The organism is Rhodanobacter sp. DHG33, assembly GCF_014843005.1.
Taxonomy (GTDB): Bacteria; Pseudomonadota; Gammaproteobacteria; order Xanthomonadales; family Rhodanobacteraceae; genus Rhodanobacter_A.
The window spans coordinates 195,403-211,508 of record NZ_JACYXM010000001.1; the positions used below are offsets into that span (position 1 = coordinate 195,403).

The window sequence follows — 16,106 nt, forward strand, 5'->3', positions numbered from 1 at the left end:
TGGCTGCCCCTCTATGCCGAGAGTCGATGCGCGGGTGGCGCCCCCGACTCAACGCTGGGCAAGCAGTGCCTCGATCTCCACCGGCTCTTTCGGCACGGCGGCGCTGAGCACCTCGCTGCCGTCGCGCGTCACCGTCACATCGTCCTCGATGCGGATGCCGATGCCGCGCCAGCGCTCATCCACGCCGGTGTCGTCGGGCGGCACGTAGATGCCGGGCTCCACCGTCACCACCATGCCGGGCTCGAGCACGCGCGAGACGCCGTCGATGCGGTAGTCGCCCGCGTCGTGCACGTCCAGACCCAGCCAGTGTCCGGTCTTGCCGGGGAAGAAACGTTTGTAATCGCCTTCGGCAATGGCCGTATCGGCATCGCACCTCAGCAGGCCCAGCGCGCACAGGCCTTCGGCGATCACGCGCACCGCGGCGTGATGCGCGGCGTCGAACGGCTGGCCCGGCCGTACCTCGTCGATGGCGGCAAGCTGGGCGGCCAGCACCACTTCGTACAGCGCGCGCTGTTCGCGGCTGTAGCGGCCGTTGACCGGAATGGTGCGGCTGATGTCGCTGGCGTAGCAGTCCAGCTCGGCGCCGGCGTCGATCAGCAGCAGGTCGCCGTCGGCCAGACGCGCACGGTTGTGCTGGTAATGCATCACGCAGGCATTGCTGCCCGCGGCGACGATGGGTGTGAACGCAGGCACCGCACCGCGGCTGCGCAGCGCGTGCAGCAGTTCGGCCTCCACCTCGTATTCGTAGCGCCCCGGCACCGCGCCGCGCCACGCGGCGAGATGCGCTTCGCCGGCAATGCCTGCGGCGGTGCGCATCAGCCGGAGTTCGGCGCGCGACTTGTACAGCCGAAGGTCGTGCAGCAGGTGGCCCAGCGCCACGAATTCCTTGGGCGCCACGCCGCCGCCGCGCAGCTGGCGCAGGCGCCGCATCCAGCCCATCAGCTGCGCGTCGAACGCCGGCTCGCGGCCGAAGTGGCAGTAGACGCGCGCCCTGCCCTCGATCATGCCGGGCAGGATGTCGTCGATGTCGTCGATCGGGAAGGCATCGTCCATGCCGTAGTCGGCCACCGCGCGCTCGGAGCCGATGGACGGCCCGTGCCAGCGCGCCTGTTCGGCATCGCGCTCACGGCAGAACAGCACGACCTCGCCATGCATCCGGCCTGGCAGCAGCGCCAGCACGGCATCGGGCTCGGGGAAGCCGGCGAGATAGTGGAAATCCGAATCCTGGCGGTACGGCCACGCGGCATCGGCGTTGCGCAGGCGCTCAGGCGCGGCGGCGACCAGCAGTACCGCATCCTCGCCGGCCATCTGCATGAGCTGGCGGCGACGGCGGGCGAATTCCTCGCCCGCGATGGCGGGCGCGGCGAAACGGTCGGCCGGCGTGCTCAATGCAGGCGGTCGCTGCCGGACTGGCCGCGGCCGGCGGATTCGGTGTACAGCAGCAGAGTCCCCACGCGGAGGAATTCCTGCACTTCGATCAGCGCGTCCTCGTCTTCGGCAGCGTCGTCGAAATCGAAGGACGAGGCGGCGATGGTGCCGAAGTCGCGCAGCACTTCCTGCGCGTCGTCCGACAGACTCGCATGGGCGTCGGTGCCCGCGAGGCCGAAGCCGCCGAGGAAGCCGCGGCACCATTCGGCCACCGCGTCGGCGCGCTCGTCCAGCGTGCGGTCGTCCGCGGGCAGCAGCGGTTCGAAGCCGAGGTCGGGATCGGCCAGGGCGTCGCGGCACTGGCGCAACAGGGTATCCAGCGCGGCCTGGTCGGAGGGTGAGGGCGTGACGCCTTCTGCACCTTCCAGTTCCAGCGCGGCGAGCAGCCTGCTGCCGTTTGGCGTGGCGCCACCGGCAAGGTAGCCGCACAGCGAGCCATGCAGCTCGCTGGCGTCCACGCCCAGGCGGAGGCGCACGATCAACGCGTCCAGATCGTCGTGGCTGAGCGGTTCGTTGGCCGGCATGGCGGGGTTCCTCGGGGATGGCCGTTCATTCTACGCCACGGCCATCCCCGGACCGCTGTGCCGGCATGCCGTACTGCTATAGTTCGACGCATGAACCCGGCCGATTCCATTCCGCCCGATCCCGTCCAGATTGAACTGGAGGCGCTTGGCCGCCAGGTCGATCGCCTGCTCGACACCGTGCGCCGGCTCAGCGACGAAAACCGCAGCCTGCGACACAGCCAGGAGCAGTTGTCGGGCGAACGTGCCAGCCTGCTCGCACGGAACGAACAGGCGCGCAGCCGGGTCGAAGCGATGATCCAGCGACTGAAGTCGCTCGAAAGCAATGGCTGAACCGATGAGTACTCCCGGCAACAACGATCCGGTCGCGCTGCGGCTGATCGACCGCGAATTCCTGATCGCCTGCGCGCCCGAAGAGCGCGAGGGCCTGGTCGAAGCCGCCGCCCTGCTCGACCGCAAGATGCGCGAGCTGCGCGCCAACGCGCGCGCGCCCAGCTTCGAGCGCCTCGCCGTGCTCGCCGCGGTGAGCATGACCCACGAGCTGCTGGCGCTGCGCAAGCAGCAGGGCGGCGACGGCCAGCAAACCGCGCAACGCCTTGCCACGATGCGCCAGCGGCTGGAATTCGCATTGGAAAACGCCGACACGCTGCACCGCGAGACGGTGGCGGATTTGTTCCCAAAAGCCTAAAATCGTTCCCGGCGTTTTCTGCGGTGTGCGCCGGCACACTCTTACATTTGCCTTGTTCCTAAATACGGCCCCGGGTCGGCTTTTCATCGGTCGTTGTGCATGTCCGCCGCGTGCGGAAAGCCTTGAGACCATGTCGCCCTCCCACCTGATCCATTGTGGATCAAGGTCGTTTGGTGGGCAGCGGCATCGCGGTTGACGCCACCTCTTCCGCGCCCCGTCCGTCGCACGACTGACGGGGCGTTTTTTCGATGGAGACAAGCCTCGTGGACGCCGCCGCCCATCGCCACGAACTGCGCCAGCAGATGGCCGAACGCCGCCGCGCACTGCCGCCGCCGGCACGCATGGCCGCCGCGCAGGGACTACGCCGCTCGCTGGAGCAGCTGCCCGAATACCTCACCGACGTGCGCGTGGCCGGTTACTGGGCCACCGGCGGCGAGCTGCCGCTGAACCTGGTCATCCCGCCGCTGGCCACTCGCGGCCAGCGTTTCCTGCTGCCGCTGCTCGCGAAGGGCAAGGAACTGCACTTCGCGCCCTGGCGCGACGGCGACGCGGTGGCGCCGAACCGCTACGGCATCCCCGAGCCGGTGACCCCGCGCGAATGGTTCGCACCGTTCCAGCTCGACCTGGTGCTGGTGCCGCTGCTGGCCTTCGACCGCCGCGGCCATCGCCTCGGCCACGGCGGCGGCTACTACGACCGCAGCTTCGCCTTCCTCAAGGACCAGGCGCGCCCCACCGAGCCGCTGCTGGTGGGTGTGGCCTACGATTTCCAGGAAGTCGAGCACCTGGATGCGGAGCCGTGGGACGTGTCGCTGGACTACGTGGCCACCGACCGCGAACTGATCGACTGCCACGCCGCCGGGAGCGCCGCATGAAGAACCATTGGCTGATGAAGTCCGAACCGGACGCCTTCTCCATCGACGATCTCAAGCGCAAGAAGCAGGAGTCCTGGGACGGCGTGCGCAACTACCAGGCGCGCAACTACATGCGCGACGGCATGCGCGTGGGCGACAAGGTGTTCTTCTACCACTCCAACTGCGCCGAGCCCGGCATCGTGGGCATCGCCGAAGTCGCCACCGACGCCTACCCCGATCCCAGTCAGTTCGATCCCAAGAGCAAGTACTTCGATGCCGGCAGCTCGCGCGACAACCCGCGCTGGATGCTGGTGGACGTGAAGTTCGTGAAGAAGCTCAAGCGCACCATCACGCTGAAGGAGCTGCAGGCCGACCCTGCGCTGGACGGCATGGTGCTGGTGCGCAAGGGCAGCCGCCTGTCGGTGCAGCCGGTGGAGGCCGCGCATTGGCAGCACATCCTCGCGCTCGAATGATCGCCGACCTTTCCATCCTTGCCGGAACACACGCATGAGCAACCCGAACGAAAAACAATTGGCCGGCGAAGCCGCGCTGCGCTACGTCGAGGACGGCGCCATCGTGGGCGTGGGCACCGGCAGCACCGTGGCGTTCTTCATCGACGCATTGGCCGGCATGAAGGACCGCATCAAGGGCGCGGTGTCCAGCTCCGAACAATCCACCGCGCGCATGAGGCAGCACGGCATCGAGGTGCTCGACCTCAACGCCACCGGACCGATCGGCATCTACATCGACGGCGCCGACGAGTGCGATCCGCACAGGCGCCTGATCAAGGGCGGCGGCGCGGCGCTCACTCGCGAGAAGATCGTGGCGGCGGCGGCGCAGAAGTTCGTCTGCATCATCGACTCCAGCAAGCGCGTGGACGTGCTGGGCAAGTTCCCGCTGCCGATCGAGGTGATCCCGATGGCGCGTAGCCTGGTGAGCCGCGAGATCGTCAAGCTGGGCGGCCAGCCGGTGTGGCGCGACGGCGTGACCACCGACAACGGCAACTGGATCATCGACGTGCACGGCTGGCGCATCACCGACCCGGTGGCGCTGGAGCAGCAGCTCAACCAGCTCGCCGGCGTAGTCACCGTGGGCCTGTTCGCGCAGCGCCCGGCGGACGTGGTGCTGGTGGGCGACAAGGAGCTCTGAGCCGGGCATCCGGTGGCTGCCCGGGAAGTTTCTGTTCGCTCATCACACCGACGCAGGCCTGAATCCAGTAGCGATCACGCCTGTCCAGGCCATACCGTCCCTGGATTCAGACCTACGCCGGAATGACGAGCTAAGAGATGCAGCGCGAAATGCTGCAGGGTCCCGCCCTCAGTTCTCAGATACTTCCCTCAGTCTCCAGATACGGCGCGGGGTGGCCGCGCGGTCAATCGCGTAGGCGGGAAGGATTCCGACGTCCTCGATACAGCCTGCTTGTAGTTTCGGCGGATCACACCAGGCCATTTCTCTGGGTTACTTCTCTTGACTCCGGGCATCCTGCCCTCCGCCCTTCGGGCCAGCTTCGCTGTTCGCCACCGCTCCTAGCGGTGGCGTGGGCCAGCAAAGAGAAGTAACTCGGGCGCCGGCAGGCGACCGAAACCGCTCTGTCGCTTGCGCCAACGCAAAATATCTTTCGCGAAAGTCTGATTGAAAATTTCAGACAGGCACTCAGTATCCCGGCGCCAGAATCCCAGTGAGCGGCTTGCCCTTGGCATCGTCGAACCGGATGTGCAGCAGGTGCGCGATGGTCGGCGCCACATCGACATTGGGAAATGCGGGAATCTGCACGCCCTTGCCCTGGATGCCCGCCCCCGCGGCGATGAAGATGGCCTGCATCAGCGGCTCCGAATTGGGGTAGCCGTGCGCGCCACGCTGCAGCGTGGGCGCGTCGTATTGCGTGGCGTACTTGTCGTCGAATTCGTAGTCGTTGGCCGGATAGAGCAGCAGGTCGGGCGCCTGATCAGAGGTCGCCGGCACCGGCCAGCCCATCTTCGCCGCCTCGTCGGGCGTCAGCGCCGCGCGGATGCCGGCCTTGCCCGCAAACAGTTTCTTCAGTGCCTGGCGTGAAGCGTCGGTGGCGTTCTTCTGGAACACCAGCGCGAAGCCGCCCTCGGGAATGGCGAACGCGGACTGGCTAGCGCTGGCCGTCTGCAAGCCTGCATCGATCAGGGGCACGTTGGGATTCAGCAGGTGGTGCACGCTCTCCTGACCGTGGTCGGAGACGATGACGAAGGTGGTGTTGTCGAGCTCGCCTGCGGCGCGCACGGCATCGATCACCTCCTTCACGCGATCGTCGAGGAAGGCGATGGTGTTGCGCCCTGAGTCGTTGCCGTAGCCGGTTTCGTGCTCGATGCTGTCCAGCGCGAGCAGGTGCAGCAGCAACAGGTCGGGATGGTGCTTGCGGATGATGTCCACCGCCGCGTTCGTGTACATGCGGTCGCGCCAGGCCTGTGAGGGTTCGCCGAACTTCGCCAGTTCGTCGCGCGTGACGATTCCCTGCTTCACCAGGTCTTGCTCGATCGCGCCGTCGGGATTCGGTTTTTCCGGAAAGCGCCAGTCGATGGTGGGCGCATCCATGATGGCCACCCAGTCCACCTCGGCCGTGACCAGGCCGGCCGCATGCGCGGCGTCGTACACGGTGGGCACGGCGACCAGTTTCGACTTGGGCGCATTCATGTCGATGTGCGGCGGAGTGGCTTCGCGCTGCCCCACGATCAGGCCGTTGACCAGCACGTGATGCAGGCTGGCGTCGTCGCCGGTGACCATCGCGGTGTGGTTGGGCCAGGTGATGGTGGGATTGATCGGTTGCATGGAGACGGCGTGCACGCCCTGCTGCATCAACGCGTGCAGGGTGGGCGCGGGCAGCTCGGGCTCCGCCAGGCTTCGCGCGCCGAACGCGTCCAGACTGATGACGACCACCTTGGGCCTGGGCGCATCGGCCGCCCTCGCGCCCGCTGCGGTCGTCGCGATGCCAACGGCCAATGTTGCCGCGGCCACCGCGCGCCAGCCGAACCTGCTTGAACTCATCACATCGTCCTCCTCGGAAAACTCGCGCCGCATCCAGCCATGGGCCCGCGGCTCACTTTACGCCCGCGCGCATCACGCCCGCCCCGCCCGGCGTAATGGCATGCACCGCCTTGTCGAAGAGGCGATGCACGCGACGCTCCCACGAATGCGTGGCCAGGTCGGGATTCCAGGTGAAGGTCGCCACGCTCTCGGGCGGCATCGTGTACTCGAAATAGAGCTGATCCTGCACCACGCTGACATGACGCGCCTCCTTCGTGCCGTTGGTCACCACCAGTACGATGGAACCGTCGCCGGCATTGCGGAACGCCACGTTGTGGATGTCCGGGCCGGTGGCGGTCGACCATACGCGTACGGCGCCGGGCAGCACGAAACGGCTGTAGTGGGCGAAGGCGTAGTACTCGTCGTTGCGGTGGATCGCGCCGGTCTTGGAGTCGATCGTCACCATGCCCTTGCAGTCGATGCAGCCGCCGGAATGCGGACCATGTTTCTCGTTCAGCGCGATGTTCCAGTACATCGCGCCGCGCGCCCAGTCGCGCAGGCTCATCAGCAGGATGTCGCGCGCGAAGAGCAGCAGCTCGCCGTTCTTCGCGGAGGCCCAGTCGCCGCCCGAACATTCGGTCAGGTAGGCGTCTTTGTCGGGGTACGCCCGATGCACGCGGTTCTGCACATTCACGTCGCCCGCGTAGCAATGCCACGCGACGCCATCGACGTAGCGCCGCGCCTCGGGGTTGGCCAGCACGGCCAATGGCTGCTGCGGCTCATCCCAGTTGTGGTCCCAGTCGAAAATCAGCGGTTGCGGGTCCCGGTCCGCCAGAGCCGGTCCCAGGTACTTTCCGATGATGCGCGCACGCGCATCGGCGGGCAGCAACATGCCCGGATAGGTCAGCGGCTCGAATCCCGGTTCGTTCTGCACGGTCAGCGCCCAGATCGGAATGCCCTGCCCCTGCATCGCATCGATGTACTTCACCAGGTACTGCGCATACGCGGCTTCGTACTGCGGCTGCAGGGTGCCGCCGTTGAGCGCGTCGATGCTCTTCATCCACGTCGGCGCGCTCCATGGCGTGGCGATGATGTGCAGCTGCGGGTTGATCTCCATCGTCTCGCGCAGCACGGGCACCAGATCATGCAGCTCGGCGGTGATGTTGAAGTGCGCCAGCGACGGATCGGTCTGGCCCCCGGGCATGTCGTCCAGCGTATAGGGCTTGAGCGAGAAGTCCGAAGCGCCGATGGTGACGCGCGCCATGTCGAGGTTGAGCCCCGGCGGCGGACCGAACATCTCCTGCAGGAAGTCGAAGCGCTGGTCGTCGTCGAGCGCGTGGTCCAGCAGCCACACCGAGGAATCCGTCATCGCCGCACCGAAGCCCGTGATGGTCTGGAAGGTGCGGCTGGTGTCGATCACGATGTCGGCCTGCGGCGGCTGGGCCTCGGCGTCCGACACCACGACCGGAATGTTCGGCTGCTGCGCCAGTCGCAGCTTGCGGTCCTGCGTGCTCACCCACAGCTGGACATCCGAACCGTCGGGCATCGCCGGCACCAGCAGCTGCGGCGCGGGCGGCAGGCGCAAGGGGACGTGCAGTGCGGCCAGCGCGCACAGGGTAAGAAGGGCAAACAGCGCAACCGCCATGCGGCCGGAGATGCCCTGCGGTTCCCTCATGCGCGGCACTCGACGTTGGAGGTGGCCTTGTGGATCACTGAAATCTCTCTAGCTACGGCCGCACGGCATCGTGCGGCGCGTTGCCGAAGCTTGCCCCGATACGGCACCGGGCGGCAAGACGCCACCCGGGCAGCCCGCGATCCTCCCTGATCGCGCGGGTCGAACCGGCGGCCGTCCATGGCCGTACGGCTCATAGCTTGTAACTTAGGCCGAGCAACACGGTACGTCCCCAGGTGTCGTATTCCAGCGGCATGGTCATCGGCACGCTGTTGGCGAGCGTGGCGTACTGCACCGTCGCGTCCGGCGAGTTGGACAGGTTGTTCACCTGCAGCAGGATCGACAGGCCCGTCATCGGTCCCTGGCTGAAGTCGTATTCCAGCTGCAGGTCGGTTTGCCGGTTCGCCAGGATCTTGGTGTAGCCGAGCTGGTCGAACAGCGCCACCGTCTCGCCGGTGAACGAGGAACGGTAACGCTGCGAGATGCGCGCCGAGAACCCGTTGCGCTCGTAGTACAGCGTGATGTCGCCGCTCTTGTGCGACAGGCCGGGCAGCGTCTTGGGCCCGCCCGGAATCGACGAGATGGAACTGGTCGGGATATCGCTGTTGACCAGCGAATAGTTGACCTGCATGCCGAAGCCTTCCAGCGCGTGGGCCAGCAGGCCGCCCTCGAACGAGCCGGCCAGCTCCAGGCCGTTCATCGAGCCGCCCGTGCCGTTTTCCGGCGTGGTGAACGCGCCGTAGTTGCTGGTCGGCTTCAGCGTCGGCGTGTCGTTGATGTAGTTGGAGAAGTCGTAGTTGAGGACGGTCTTGTTGTAGATGTAGTTGAGCAGGTTCTTCTTGAACACCGCCACCGACACGTAGCTGGCGTTGCCGAAATACTTCTCCCACGAGATGTCGGTACCCACCGCCACGTAAGGCTTCAGCAACGGATTGCCGCCACTGCCCGACCACACCACCTGCCCCGCCTGCGGACCGTCGGTGACCTTGGCCACGCTGACGGAGGAGGAGATCTTCTCGTCGTCGATGCGGCCGCGGGTCATGGTCTTGGCAAGGCCGAAACGCAGGTACTGGCTATCGCTCAGCTGGAGCTTCAGATTCAGGCTGGGCAGCACGTTGTTGTACGTGGTGCCGCCGTGGATGCTGCCCACCAGCGCGTTGCCGTTGGTCTGCAGCGCCGTGGACGACTGGTCGGTGTGCACGAACTGCACGCCTACGTTGCCGGCCAGCGGCAGTCCCGCCACGTCCGTGTTGATGTCGAGCTTGGCATAGGCCAGCGGAACCTTCTCCTCGATCGTGTAGTTGCGGCTCCAGTCGCCCGACTCGTTCTCCGGGGTGAGGTAGAACTGGTTGTACATCGCGCCCAGCACGTTGTAGTTGATGATGCCGGGAATGCCGCCGTAGCCCAGCGACGTCGGGCCGTAGAGGAAGGACGGGCTGATCGGCGAGCTGTAGTTGTACAGGTAGCTGCCGTCGCTGGCGCCGTTGCCGTTCAACCATGCGAAATCCACGTCGGCGTGCTTGGTCTTGGTGCGGTCCGAGTAGTCGACGCCCAGATCCAGGCCACTGAAGATCCACCAGTCCAGCGTGCGGCTCGCCTGCAGGCGGAACGCAGTGATGCGGTCGTCCTGGCGATCGAACTCCTGGCGGCCGTCGTAGCCGTAGTTGTCCGGGTCGGTGAAGACCACGTTGGATGGATCGGCGAAGTTCACGTTCGGGCTGAAATCCGGATAGCCCGGCCCCGTCGGCGTGTTGAAGCCCACGTTGGCGAGGCCGCCGTTGGCGAGCCCGGTGAACAGGTAGGCGTCGTGCAGCTTCACCCGCGCCGAGGACGAAGACAGGTCGAGCGAGGTCGTCCAGTCGCCGAGGTAGAGCTTGTTGTTCCAGCCGATCGAATACAGCTTGTCGTGTTCCTTGGTGTAGTCGTTCTGCATGATCGGCGCCAGGCCGAGCATGGTGCCCGAGGTCACGATGGGCAGCGGCGAACCCGGCGACGTGCCCACGTTGGCGTAGGAAAGATTGTCGTAGGGCTGGCCGTAGGGGCTGCTGGACCACTGCAGTCCGTTGGTGAACTCGCGCTTGTTGAAGGTGGAGTAGTACATGTCCAGCTTCGAGTAGTAGGTGTCGTTGGGCGCCCACTCCAGTACCGCCATCAGGCCGTTGCGCTTCTCGTCCTGCGACTGCGCGCGCAACTGCATGCCCTGTTGCGAGTTCACGTTGTCCGGCATGCCCGGCATGGTGCGCGCACCCCAGTTCTGGTCCATGCCGGCGCTGCCGTTGTCCGCGCCCCACCACCAGGCCTGGTACTGCTTCTCCTGGATCGGCTGGTCGAGCTGCGCGAAGCCGATGGCGACACCCAGGGTGTGGTCGAGGAACTGGTCGATGTAGGAGAAGCTGGCGCGATGCCCCGTGGTGCCCGTCCCCGTGCCGGGGTTGAGGTCGCCGTTGGTGTTGTGCTCGCCGCGCACATTGAACACCAGGGTGCGCTTGGAGAGATCCAACGGATTGATGGTCTGCAGGTCCACCGTGCCGGCCAGACCCTGGCCGATCACGCTGGCGTCCGGCGTCTTGTAGACGATGGCGCCGTTGATGAGCTCCGACGGGTACTGGTCGTACTCCACGCCGCGGTTCTCGCCTATCGTCGCCTGCTCGCGGCCGTTGAGCGTGGTGCCCGCGAAACCCGGATCCAGGCCGCGTATCGAGATCGCGCTGGCCTGGCCGTCCACGCGCTGCGTGGTCAAGCCCGGCAGACGCGCCAGACTGTCGGCGATGCTCACGTCGGGCAGCTTGCCGATGTCTTCGGCGGAGATGGCCTCGACGATGTCGTTGGAGTTCTTCTTCGTGTCCAGCGCGCTCTGGATGCTGGTGCTGATGCCGTTCACCACCACGGCGCTGAACTGGCTGGTCTGCGGCTGCTGGTTGGTCTTGGACGACTGCGCGTTCTTGTTCGGCTTCGCCTGGTTCTTGTTTTGGGTCGTTTGATTGTTCTGCGTCGCCTGATCCTTCGGCGTCTGATCTTGCGTGCCCTGGTTCTGGCTCGGCGCCTCCTGCGCGAAGGCAGCCTGGGCCGGCACTGCGAAAAGCCATGCCGTCGCGCACGCCACGACCAGCATCCGCCGCTCAAGTACGGCACTCCCCCTACCCGAAACGCGTTTCCTACGAGTATTCATCAGTCTCCTCCCGTGTAACCCCGTTGTGGACGTTCAGCCACGCTCTGCGTCGTGGCGACGCCATGCGAAACAGCGGCCGATCCCCCATCGGGACCGCGATCGCCAAGGCGTCACCGGTGAGCATCCCCGATCCCCTTCGGACACGCAAACAATTGCGTAAACTTTTGTAAAACGGCGCTATCTTTTTGCGTCGCAACGCAACGGGGCTGCAACGAAAAACGGCCCTCGCGGGCCGTTTGTCTGTCGTGCTTCGCCGGTCAGTGGCGTGAAGCGACCGCTTCCTCGGGCCGCGGCCTGAGGCCGTCGCGGAAACGCAGGTGGCGCGCGGAGTGGCGCGCCTCGCGCAGGCGGCGTCCGTGCGCGGCGAGGATGTCGCCACGGGTGAGGATGCCGACCAGCTTGCGCGGGTCGTCCTTGCTCACAACGACCAGCCGACCCACGCCCTCGGCCACCATGTGGTCGGCGGCTTCGCGCAGCGAATGGCCTTCGTTCACCGCGATCGGCGGGCGCGTCACCAGTTCGCCCAGGGTCAGCGTGTAGTGCCACTGCGGATCGAGCAGGCTGCGGCGCGTCAGCACGCCGTGCACGCGGCCCTGTTCGTCCACCACCGGGAAGCCCTGGTGCTGCGCATCCGGCGAACCTTCGCCCAGCCAGCGGCGCACCTCGGCCAGCGTCTGCGCGATCTGCAGCGTCACCACGTCGCGCGCGCAGGCATCGCCCACCACCACCTGGTCGAGATAGTCGGCTGCGTACTCGGCGGGCACGCGCACGCCGCGGCGGGCGATCTTCTCGGTCATGATGGTGTTGCGCATCATCAGTGCGGAGATCAGATAGGCGGCGGTGCAACCGCCCAGCAGCGGCAGCAGCCCGGCCGGCTGCGCCGTGGTCTCGAACGCGAACACCACCGCCGTGAGCAGCGCGCGCGAGGCGCCAGCGAAGATCGCCGCCATGCCCACCAGCGCGGCGATGCGCGGGTCCATGCCGAAGTGCGGGGCCACCGCGGCCACACCGATGCCGGCCACCGCGCCCAGCGCGCCGCCGATGGTGAACAGCGGCGCCAGCGTGCCGCCCGAGGTGCCGCTACCCAGCGAAACCGACCACGACACGAACTTCATCACGCACAGGAAGGCCAGCCCCGTCAGCGTCAGCCGGCCGTTGAGGATGTTCTCGATATTGCTGTAGCCCACGCCCAGCGTCAGCGGCGCGAAGTAGCCCACCACGCCCACCACCAGGCCGCCGATCGCCGGCCACCACATCCAGTGGATCGGCAGCTCCTCAAACCAGTCCTCGATGGCGTAGACGATCTTCGTGGTCCACACGCTGATGAGGCCGACCACCGCGCCGATCAGCACATAGGTGGCCAGCGCCCAGCCGCCGGGCGAGGCCAGCACCGGCATCGCGAACACCGGTTCGGTGCCCATCAGCACGTAGCGCGTGCCGGTGGCGGCCACGCAGGCCAGCGCCACCGGGATCAGCGAACGCGGGCGCAGTTCGAACAACAGCAGTTCCACTGCCAGCACCACCGCCGCGATGGGCGCTGAGAAGATCGCCGACATGCCCGCCGCCGCGCCCGCCGCCAACAGCACCTTGCGCTCGCTGCCGGTGACCTTCATCACCTGCCCGACGAAGGAACCCAGCGCGCCGCCGGTGGCGATGATCGGACCTTCCGCACCGAAGGGGCCGCCGGTGCCGATCGCGATGGCCGAGGAAATCGGTTTCAGGAAGGTGATGCGCGGCGGAATCTTCGATTCGTTGAGCAGCACCTGCTCCATCGCCTCGGGGATGCCGTGGCCGCGGATCGCGCGCGAACCCCAGCGCGCCATGAACCCTACGATCACGCCGCCCACCACGGGAATCGGCACCACCCACCAGCCCAGGTGCGGCACCGCGTCGGCCGGCGAGGAAAACGCGGTGGAGGCCTGGCCGTAGAACGCGAGGTTCGTGATGAGGCCGATCAGCATGGTGAGGATTTTCGCGATCACCGCCGCGCCGATGCCCAGCACCACGGACACCGCCGTGATGTGCAGCACGCGGCGATCGACCAGGGTGGAGCGGCGCGGCATCTTCGCCGCATCCAGCGTCACGCCCAGCGCGGGCGACAACGGCAAGGCGTCCGTGCTGCCTTGGACGCGGACGTCGGCGTGGTTGCGCGAATCGTCAGTAGGTGAGGTCATGGAGGGATCCATCGCGACGCAAAGCCGGAAATGTTACGCCTTCGCCCGCACAAACCGAAGCCGCGCGTTCTTGCGACATCGGCACGCCCGGACGGCCAAGGTCGAAAGCACGCGGTACGCCAAACAAAAAGGGAGGGCAGACCGCGCCCGCCCTCCCCGATCCCGGCGCAAGGCGCTCAGTGGTGCAGCATGCCCAGCATCATGCCGCCGAACACCAGCATCATCACGACAGCAATCACCACGAAGATCACTGTGGTCAGCAGTTGCACCAGACAGGACTTGCCGTAGCCGATCTGGCTGCCGTCCTTCGCCAGCAGCAGCATGTTGATGATCAGCGCACCTACCAGGAACTGCGCCACCCAGGACAGCACGCTACCCGCACCCCCGTGCAGGATCAGCATCACCACCCACTTCGCCAGCCAGGACACCACAACCACAGCCAATGCCCGCGCGAAGTCCGGCATGTGTCCGACCACCAGCCGGTACGCCAGGCTCAGCACCAGCGCCGAGACCAGCACGCCGACCACGATCATCAGCAGGCCAAAGAACAGGCCCACGCCCGCCAACGCACCAAACACTGAAATCCCCAGCATGGCTGCCACTCCCCTTTTTTAGATGAAGCGCCGCAGCCCCTATGCCGCGGCGTCGGTGCAAGCGTAACCCATGGCAGGGCGCGGAAAAGCCAATGCGCCGCAAGCTTTTGCTGTCCCGGAACCTTCACACAAGAGTGATGCAATTCCGCACATGCCCGGCGACGCGGATGACGTGTCGCGAGGCTTGCTGCAGGGGGAGTCCACACGAGGGGCCTTGCCCGCCCCGTGTCGTTGCATCCACTCCGGGAGTTTCCACATGTCCAGTCTCCACTTGCTCCGCAAGGCGCTGCTGCCCGCGTCGATCGCCATCATGGGGTTCGCGATCGCCGCCCAGGCCCAGGCCAACCCGACCCCGAACCAGGCGGACGGCTTTGCGCATGCCCCCTGGCACGGCCAGGGGCGTTCGCCGCAGGATGAAATCCCCACCGCCACGCCGATCAAGCATCTGGTGGTGATCTTCGACGAGAACCGCTCGTTCGATCACTACTTCGGCACCTATCCGGTGGCCGCGAACCCGGCCGGCGAACCCGCCTTCAGGGCCCGGCCCTTCACGCCGCAGGTGGAAGGCCTCACGCCGGCGCTGCTCAACGACAACCCGAACAAGTCCAACCTGGCCAACGGCGCCAACGCGGTGAACCCGTTCCGCCTCGACCGCACGCAGGCCAACACCGAAGGCCAGAACCACAGCTACACGCCCGAGCAGCTCGCCTACGACAACGGCGCCGCCGACCGCTTCCCCGCCTACACCGGCAACAACACCGTGACCACCACGGGCGCGTTCGGCACGCACGGCCTGGTGATGGGCTACTACGACGGCAACACCGTCACCGCAATGTGGAACTACGCGCAGAACTTCGCGATGGACGACAACGCCTACACCGACACCTACGGCCCCTCGACGCCGGGCGCGATCGCCGTGGTCTCGGGCACCAACAACGGCGCCAAGGTGGTGCTGGGCTCGGCCGCCACCGTGCCCGACACGCAGGGCGGCCTCAGCCTGATCGGCGACACCGACCCGGCCTACGACACCTGCTCGTCCACCAGCAACACCGTGCAGATGACCTCGAAGAACATCGGCGACCTGCTCAACGCCGGCCACATCACCTGGGGCGGCTTCATGGGCGGCTTCGACCTGGCCGCCACCAACGAGAACGGCAGCACCGGCTGCACGCGCAGCACTTACTCCGGCGTGCTGGATGCCTCCGTCTCCGACTACGTGCCGCACCACAACTGGTTCCAGTACTACGCCAGCACGTCCAACCCGGCGCACACGCGCCCGACCTCGCTGGAACAGATCGGCCGCACCGACGACAAGGACGGCACCGCCACGCCGGTGCATCACGAGTACGACGTCAACGATTTCTTCAAGGCCGTGTCGGCCGGCAACTTCCCGTCGGTGAGCTACATCAAGCCGCCCGCCGTGGGCGATGCGCACCCGGGCAACTCCGACCCGCTGGACGAGCAGGCCTTCGTGGTGAAGGTGCTCAACTTCCTGCAGCACCAACCCGACTGGGACAGCACGGCCGTCATCATCACCTACGACGACTCCGACGGCTGGTACGACCACCGCTACACCGCGCCCTCCACGTCGTCCTTCGACGCCAACACCAAGGAAGGCTCGGTCATCGGCGCCGACCAGCTCAATGCCCCGGGCGTATGCAATGCCAAAGGCGCCAAGCAGGGCGTGGGCGTGAAGGGCGGCGCGGTCAACGGCCGCTGCGGCCCCGGCACGCGCGTGCCGTTCCTGGTGATCTCGCCGTGGGCGCGCAGCAACTACGTGGACGACACGCAGATCACGCAGGCCTCGGTGGTGCGCTTCATCGAGGACAACTGGCTGCGCGGCCAGCGCCTGGGCGACGGCTCGAACGATGCCAGCACCGGCAGCATCATGCGCATGTTCGACTTCCGCCGCCGCGCGTTCGACCTGACGCCGCGACTGATCCTGGATCCCGACACCGGCTTGCCGGTGGACAAGCGCTGGCACTGGCATTCCTGACGGAAGCCATCCCGGCCCCTCTC

13 protein-coding genes and 1 other RNA gene are annotated in these 16,106 nt (G+C 66.7%); 7 read left to right on the top strand and 7 right to left on the bottom strand.

Features of this window, described 5'->3' with window-relative positions; all coding sequences use genetic code 11:
• Positions 1-48: 48 nt before the first annotated feature.
• On the bottom strand, positions 49-1,389 hold the full coding sequence (locus tag IHE46_RS00875; RefSeq protein WP_225562704.1) for an aminopeptidase P N-terminal domain-containing protein: 1,341 nt from the start codon (positions 1,387-1,389) through the stop codon (positions 49-51).
• Positions 1,386-1,952 carry a UPF0149 family protein gene (locus IHE46_RS00880; RefSeq protein ID WP_192162605.1) on the bottom strand — a complete coding sequence of 189 codons (567 nt, stop codon included), beginning with the start codon at positions 1,950-1,952 and terminating at the stop codon, positions 1,386-1,388. Before IHE46_RS00880 ends, IHE46_RS00875 begins: the two co-directional genes overlap by 4 nt.
• Before the next feature lie 90 nt (positions 1,953-2,042).
• Between IHE46_RS00880 and IHE46_RS00885 the strand changes: the two genes are divergently transcribed.
• From IHE46_RS00885 to rpiA, 6 genes are all read left to right on the top strand, one after another.
• On the top strand, positions 2,043-2,282 hold the full coding sequence (locus tag IHE46_RS00885; protein WP_192162607.1) for a TIGR02449 family protein: 240 nt from the start codon (positions 2,043-2,045) through the stop codon (positions 2,280-2,282).
• A gap of 4 nt (positions 2,283-2,286) precedes the next feature.
• The gene (locus tag IHE46_RS00890) at positions 2,287-2,637 is read left to right on the top strand and encodes a cell division protein ZapA (protein ID WP_192162609.1); all 351 of its coding nucleotides are present in this window, start codon (positions 2,287-2,289) and stop codon (positions 2,635-2,637) included.
• 12 nt (positions 2,638-2,649) lie between these two features.
• Positions 2,650-2,836, top strand: a non-coding RNA gene (ssrS, locus tag IHE46_RS00895) — 6S RNA.
• Between the two features lie 64 nt (positions 2,837-2,900).
• Positions 2,901-3,509: a 5-formyltetrahydrofolate cyclo-ligase gene (locus IHE46_RS00900; RefSeq protein WP_192163110.1), complete on the top strand. Its 609-nt coding sequence runs from the start codon at positions 2,901-2,903 to the stop codon at positions 3,507-3,509.
• Positions 3,506-3,961, top strand: coding sequence for an EVE domain-containing protein (locus IHE46_RS00905; protein ID WP_192162612.1), 456 nt, complete (start codon positions 3,506-3,508; stop codon positions 3,959-3,961). The genes IHE46_RS00900 and IHE46_RS00905 overlap by 4 nt, the downstream gene beginning before the upstream one ends.
• 34 nt (positions 3,962-3,995) lie before the next feature.
• Positions 3,996-4,637: a ribose-5-phosphate isomerase RpiA gene (rpiA, locus tag IHE46_RS00910; protein WP_192162613.1), complete on the top strand. Its 642-nt coding sequence runs from the start codon at positions 3,996-3,998 to the stop codon at positions 4,635-4,637.
• 504 nt (positions 4,638-5,141) lie between these two features.
• Here rpiA and IHE46_RS00915 read toward each other — a convergent pair.
• The 5 genes from IHE46_RS00915 to IHE46_RS00935 all read right to left on the bottom strand — a co-directional run bounded on the left by IHE46_RS00915 (position 5,142) and on the right by IHE46_RS00935 (position 14,087).
• Positions 5,142-6,500, bottom strand: coding sequence for an alkaline phosphatase family protein (locus IHE46_RS00915; protein ID WP_192162618.1), 1,359 nt, complete (start codon positions 6,498-6,500; stop codon positions 5,142-5,144).
• 52 nt (positions 6,501-6,552) lie between these two features.
• Positions 6,553-8,154, bottom strand: coding sequence for a glycoside hydrolase family 30 beta sandwich domain-containing protein (locus IHE46_RS00920; RefSeq protein WP_192162620.1), 1,602 nt, complete (start codon positions 8,152-8,154; stop codon positions 6,553-6,555).
• 190 nt (positions 8,155-8,344) lie between these two features.
• Entirely contained in the window at positions 8,345-11,263 is a 2,919-nt protein-coding gene (locus IHE46_RS00925; protein WP_192163111.1) for a TonB-dependent receptor, read from the bottom strand.
• Positions 11,264-11,577: 314 nt separating this feature from the next.
• On the bottom strand, positions 11,578-13,494 hold the full coding sequence (locus IHE46_RS00930; RefSeq protein ID WP_192162622.1) for a chloride channel protein: 1,917 nt from the start codon (positions 13,492-13,494) through the stop codon (positions 11,578-11,580).
• Positions 13,495-13,670: 176 nt separating this feature from the next.
• Positions 13,671-14,087, bottom strand: a complete 417-nt coding sequence (locus tag IHE46_RS00935) for a hypothetical protein (RefSeq protein WP_192162623.1) — start codon at positions 14,085-14,087, stop codon at positions 13,671-13,673.
• Positions 14,088-14,343: 256 nt separating this feature from the next.
• Between IHE46_RS00935 and IHE46_RS00940 the strand changes: the two genes are divergently transcribed.
• Positions 14,344-16,083: an alkaline phosphatase family protein gene (locus IHE46_RS00940; protein ID WP_192162624.1), complete on the top strand. Its 1,740-nt coding sequence runs from the start codon at positions 14,344-14,346 to the stop codon at positions 16,081-16,083.
• The last annotated feature ends 23 nt before the right edge of the window (positions 16,084-16,106 follow it).

Bases quoted from the DNA above. Each gene is read 5' to 3' on its own strand.
- IHE46_RS00935 (WP_192162623.1), bottom strand. From the start codon at position 14,087: ATGCTGGGGATTTCAGTGTTTGGTGCGTTGGCGGGCGTGGGCCTGTTC.
- IHE46_RS00940 (WP_192162624.1), top strand. From the start codon at position 14,344: ATGTCCAGTCTCCACTTGCTCCGCAAGGCGCTGCTGCCCGCGTCGATC.
- IHE46_RS00880 (WP_192162605.1), bottom strand. From the start codon at position 1,952: ATGCCGGCCAACGAACCGCTCAGCCACGACGATCTGGACGCGTTGATC.
- IHE46_RS00930 (WP_192162622.1), bottom strand. From the start codon at position 13,494: ATGACCTCACCTACTGACGATTCGCGCAACCACGCCGACGTCCGCGTC.
- IHE46_RS00885 (WP_192162607.1), top strand. From the start codon at position 2,043: ATGAACCCGGCCGATTCCATTCCGCCCGATCCCGTCCAGATTGAACTG.
- IHE46_RS00890 (WP_192162609.1), top strand. From the start codon at position 2,287: ATGAGTACTCCCGGCAACAACGATCCGGTCGCGCTGCGGCTGATCGAC.
- IHE46_RS00905 (WP_192162612.1), top strand. From the start codon at position 3,506: ATGAAGAACCATTGGCTGATGAAGTCCGAACCGGACGCCTTCTCCATC.
- IHE46_RS00915 (WP_192162618.1), bottom strand. From the start codon at position 6,500: ATGAGTTCAAGCAGGTTCGGCTGGCGCGCGGTGGCCGCGGCAACATTG.
- rpiA (WP_192162613.1), top strand. From the start codon at position 3,996: ATGAGCAACCCGAACGAAAAACAATTGGCCGGCGAAGCCGCGCTGCGC.
- IHE46_RS00925 (WP_192163111.1), bottom strand. From the start codon at position 11,263: ATGCTGGTCGTGGCGTGCGCGACGGCATGGCTTTTCGCAGTGCCGGCC.
- IHE46_RS00920 (WP_192162620.1), bottom strand. From the start codon at position 8,154: ATGAGGGAACCGCAGGGCATCTCCGGCCGCATGGCGGTTGCGCTGTTT.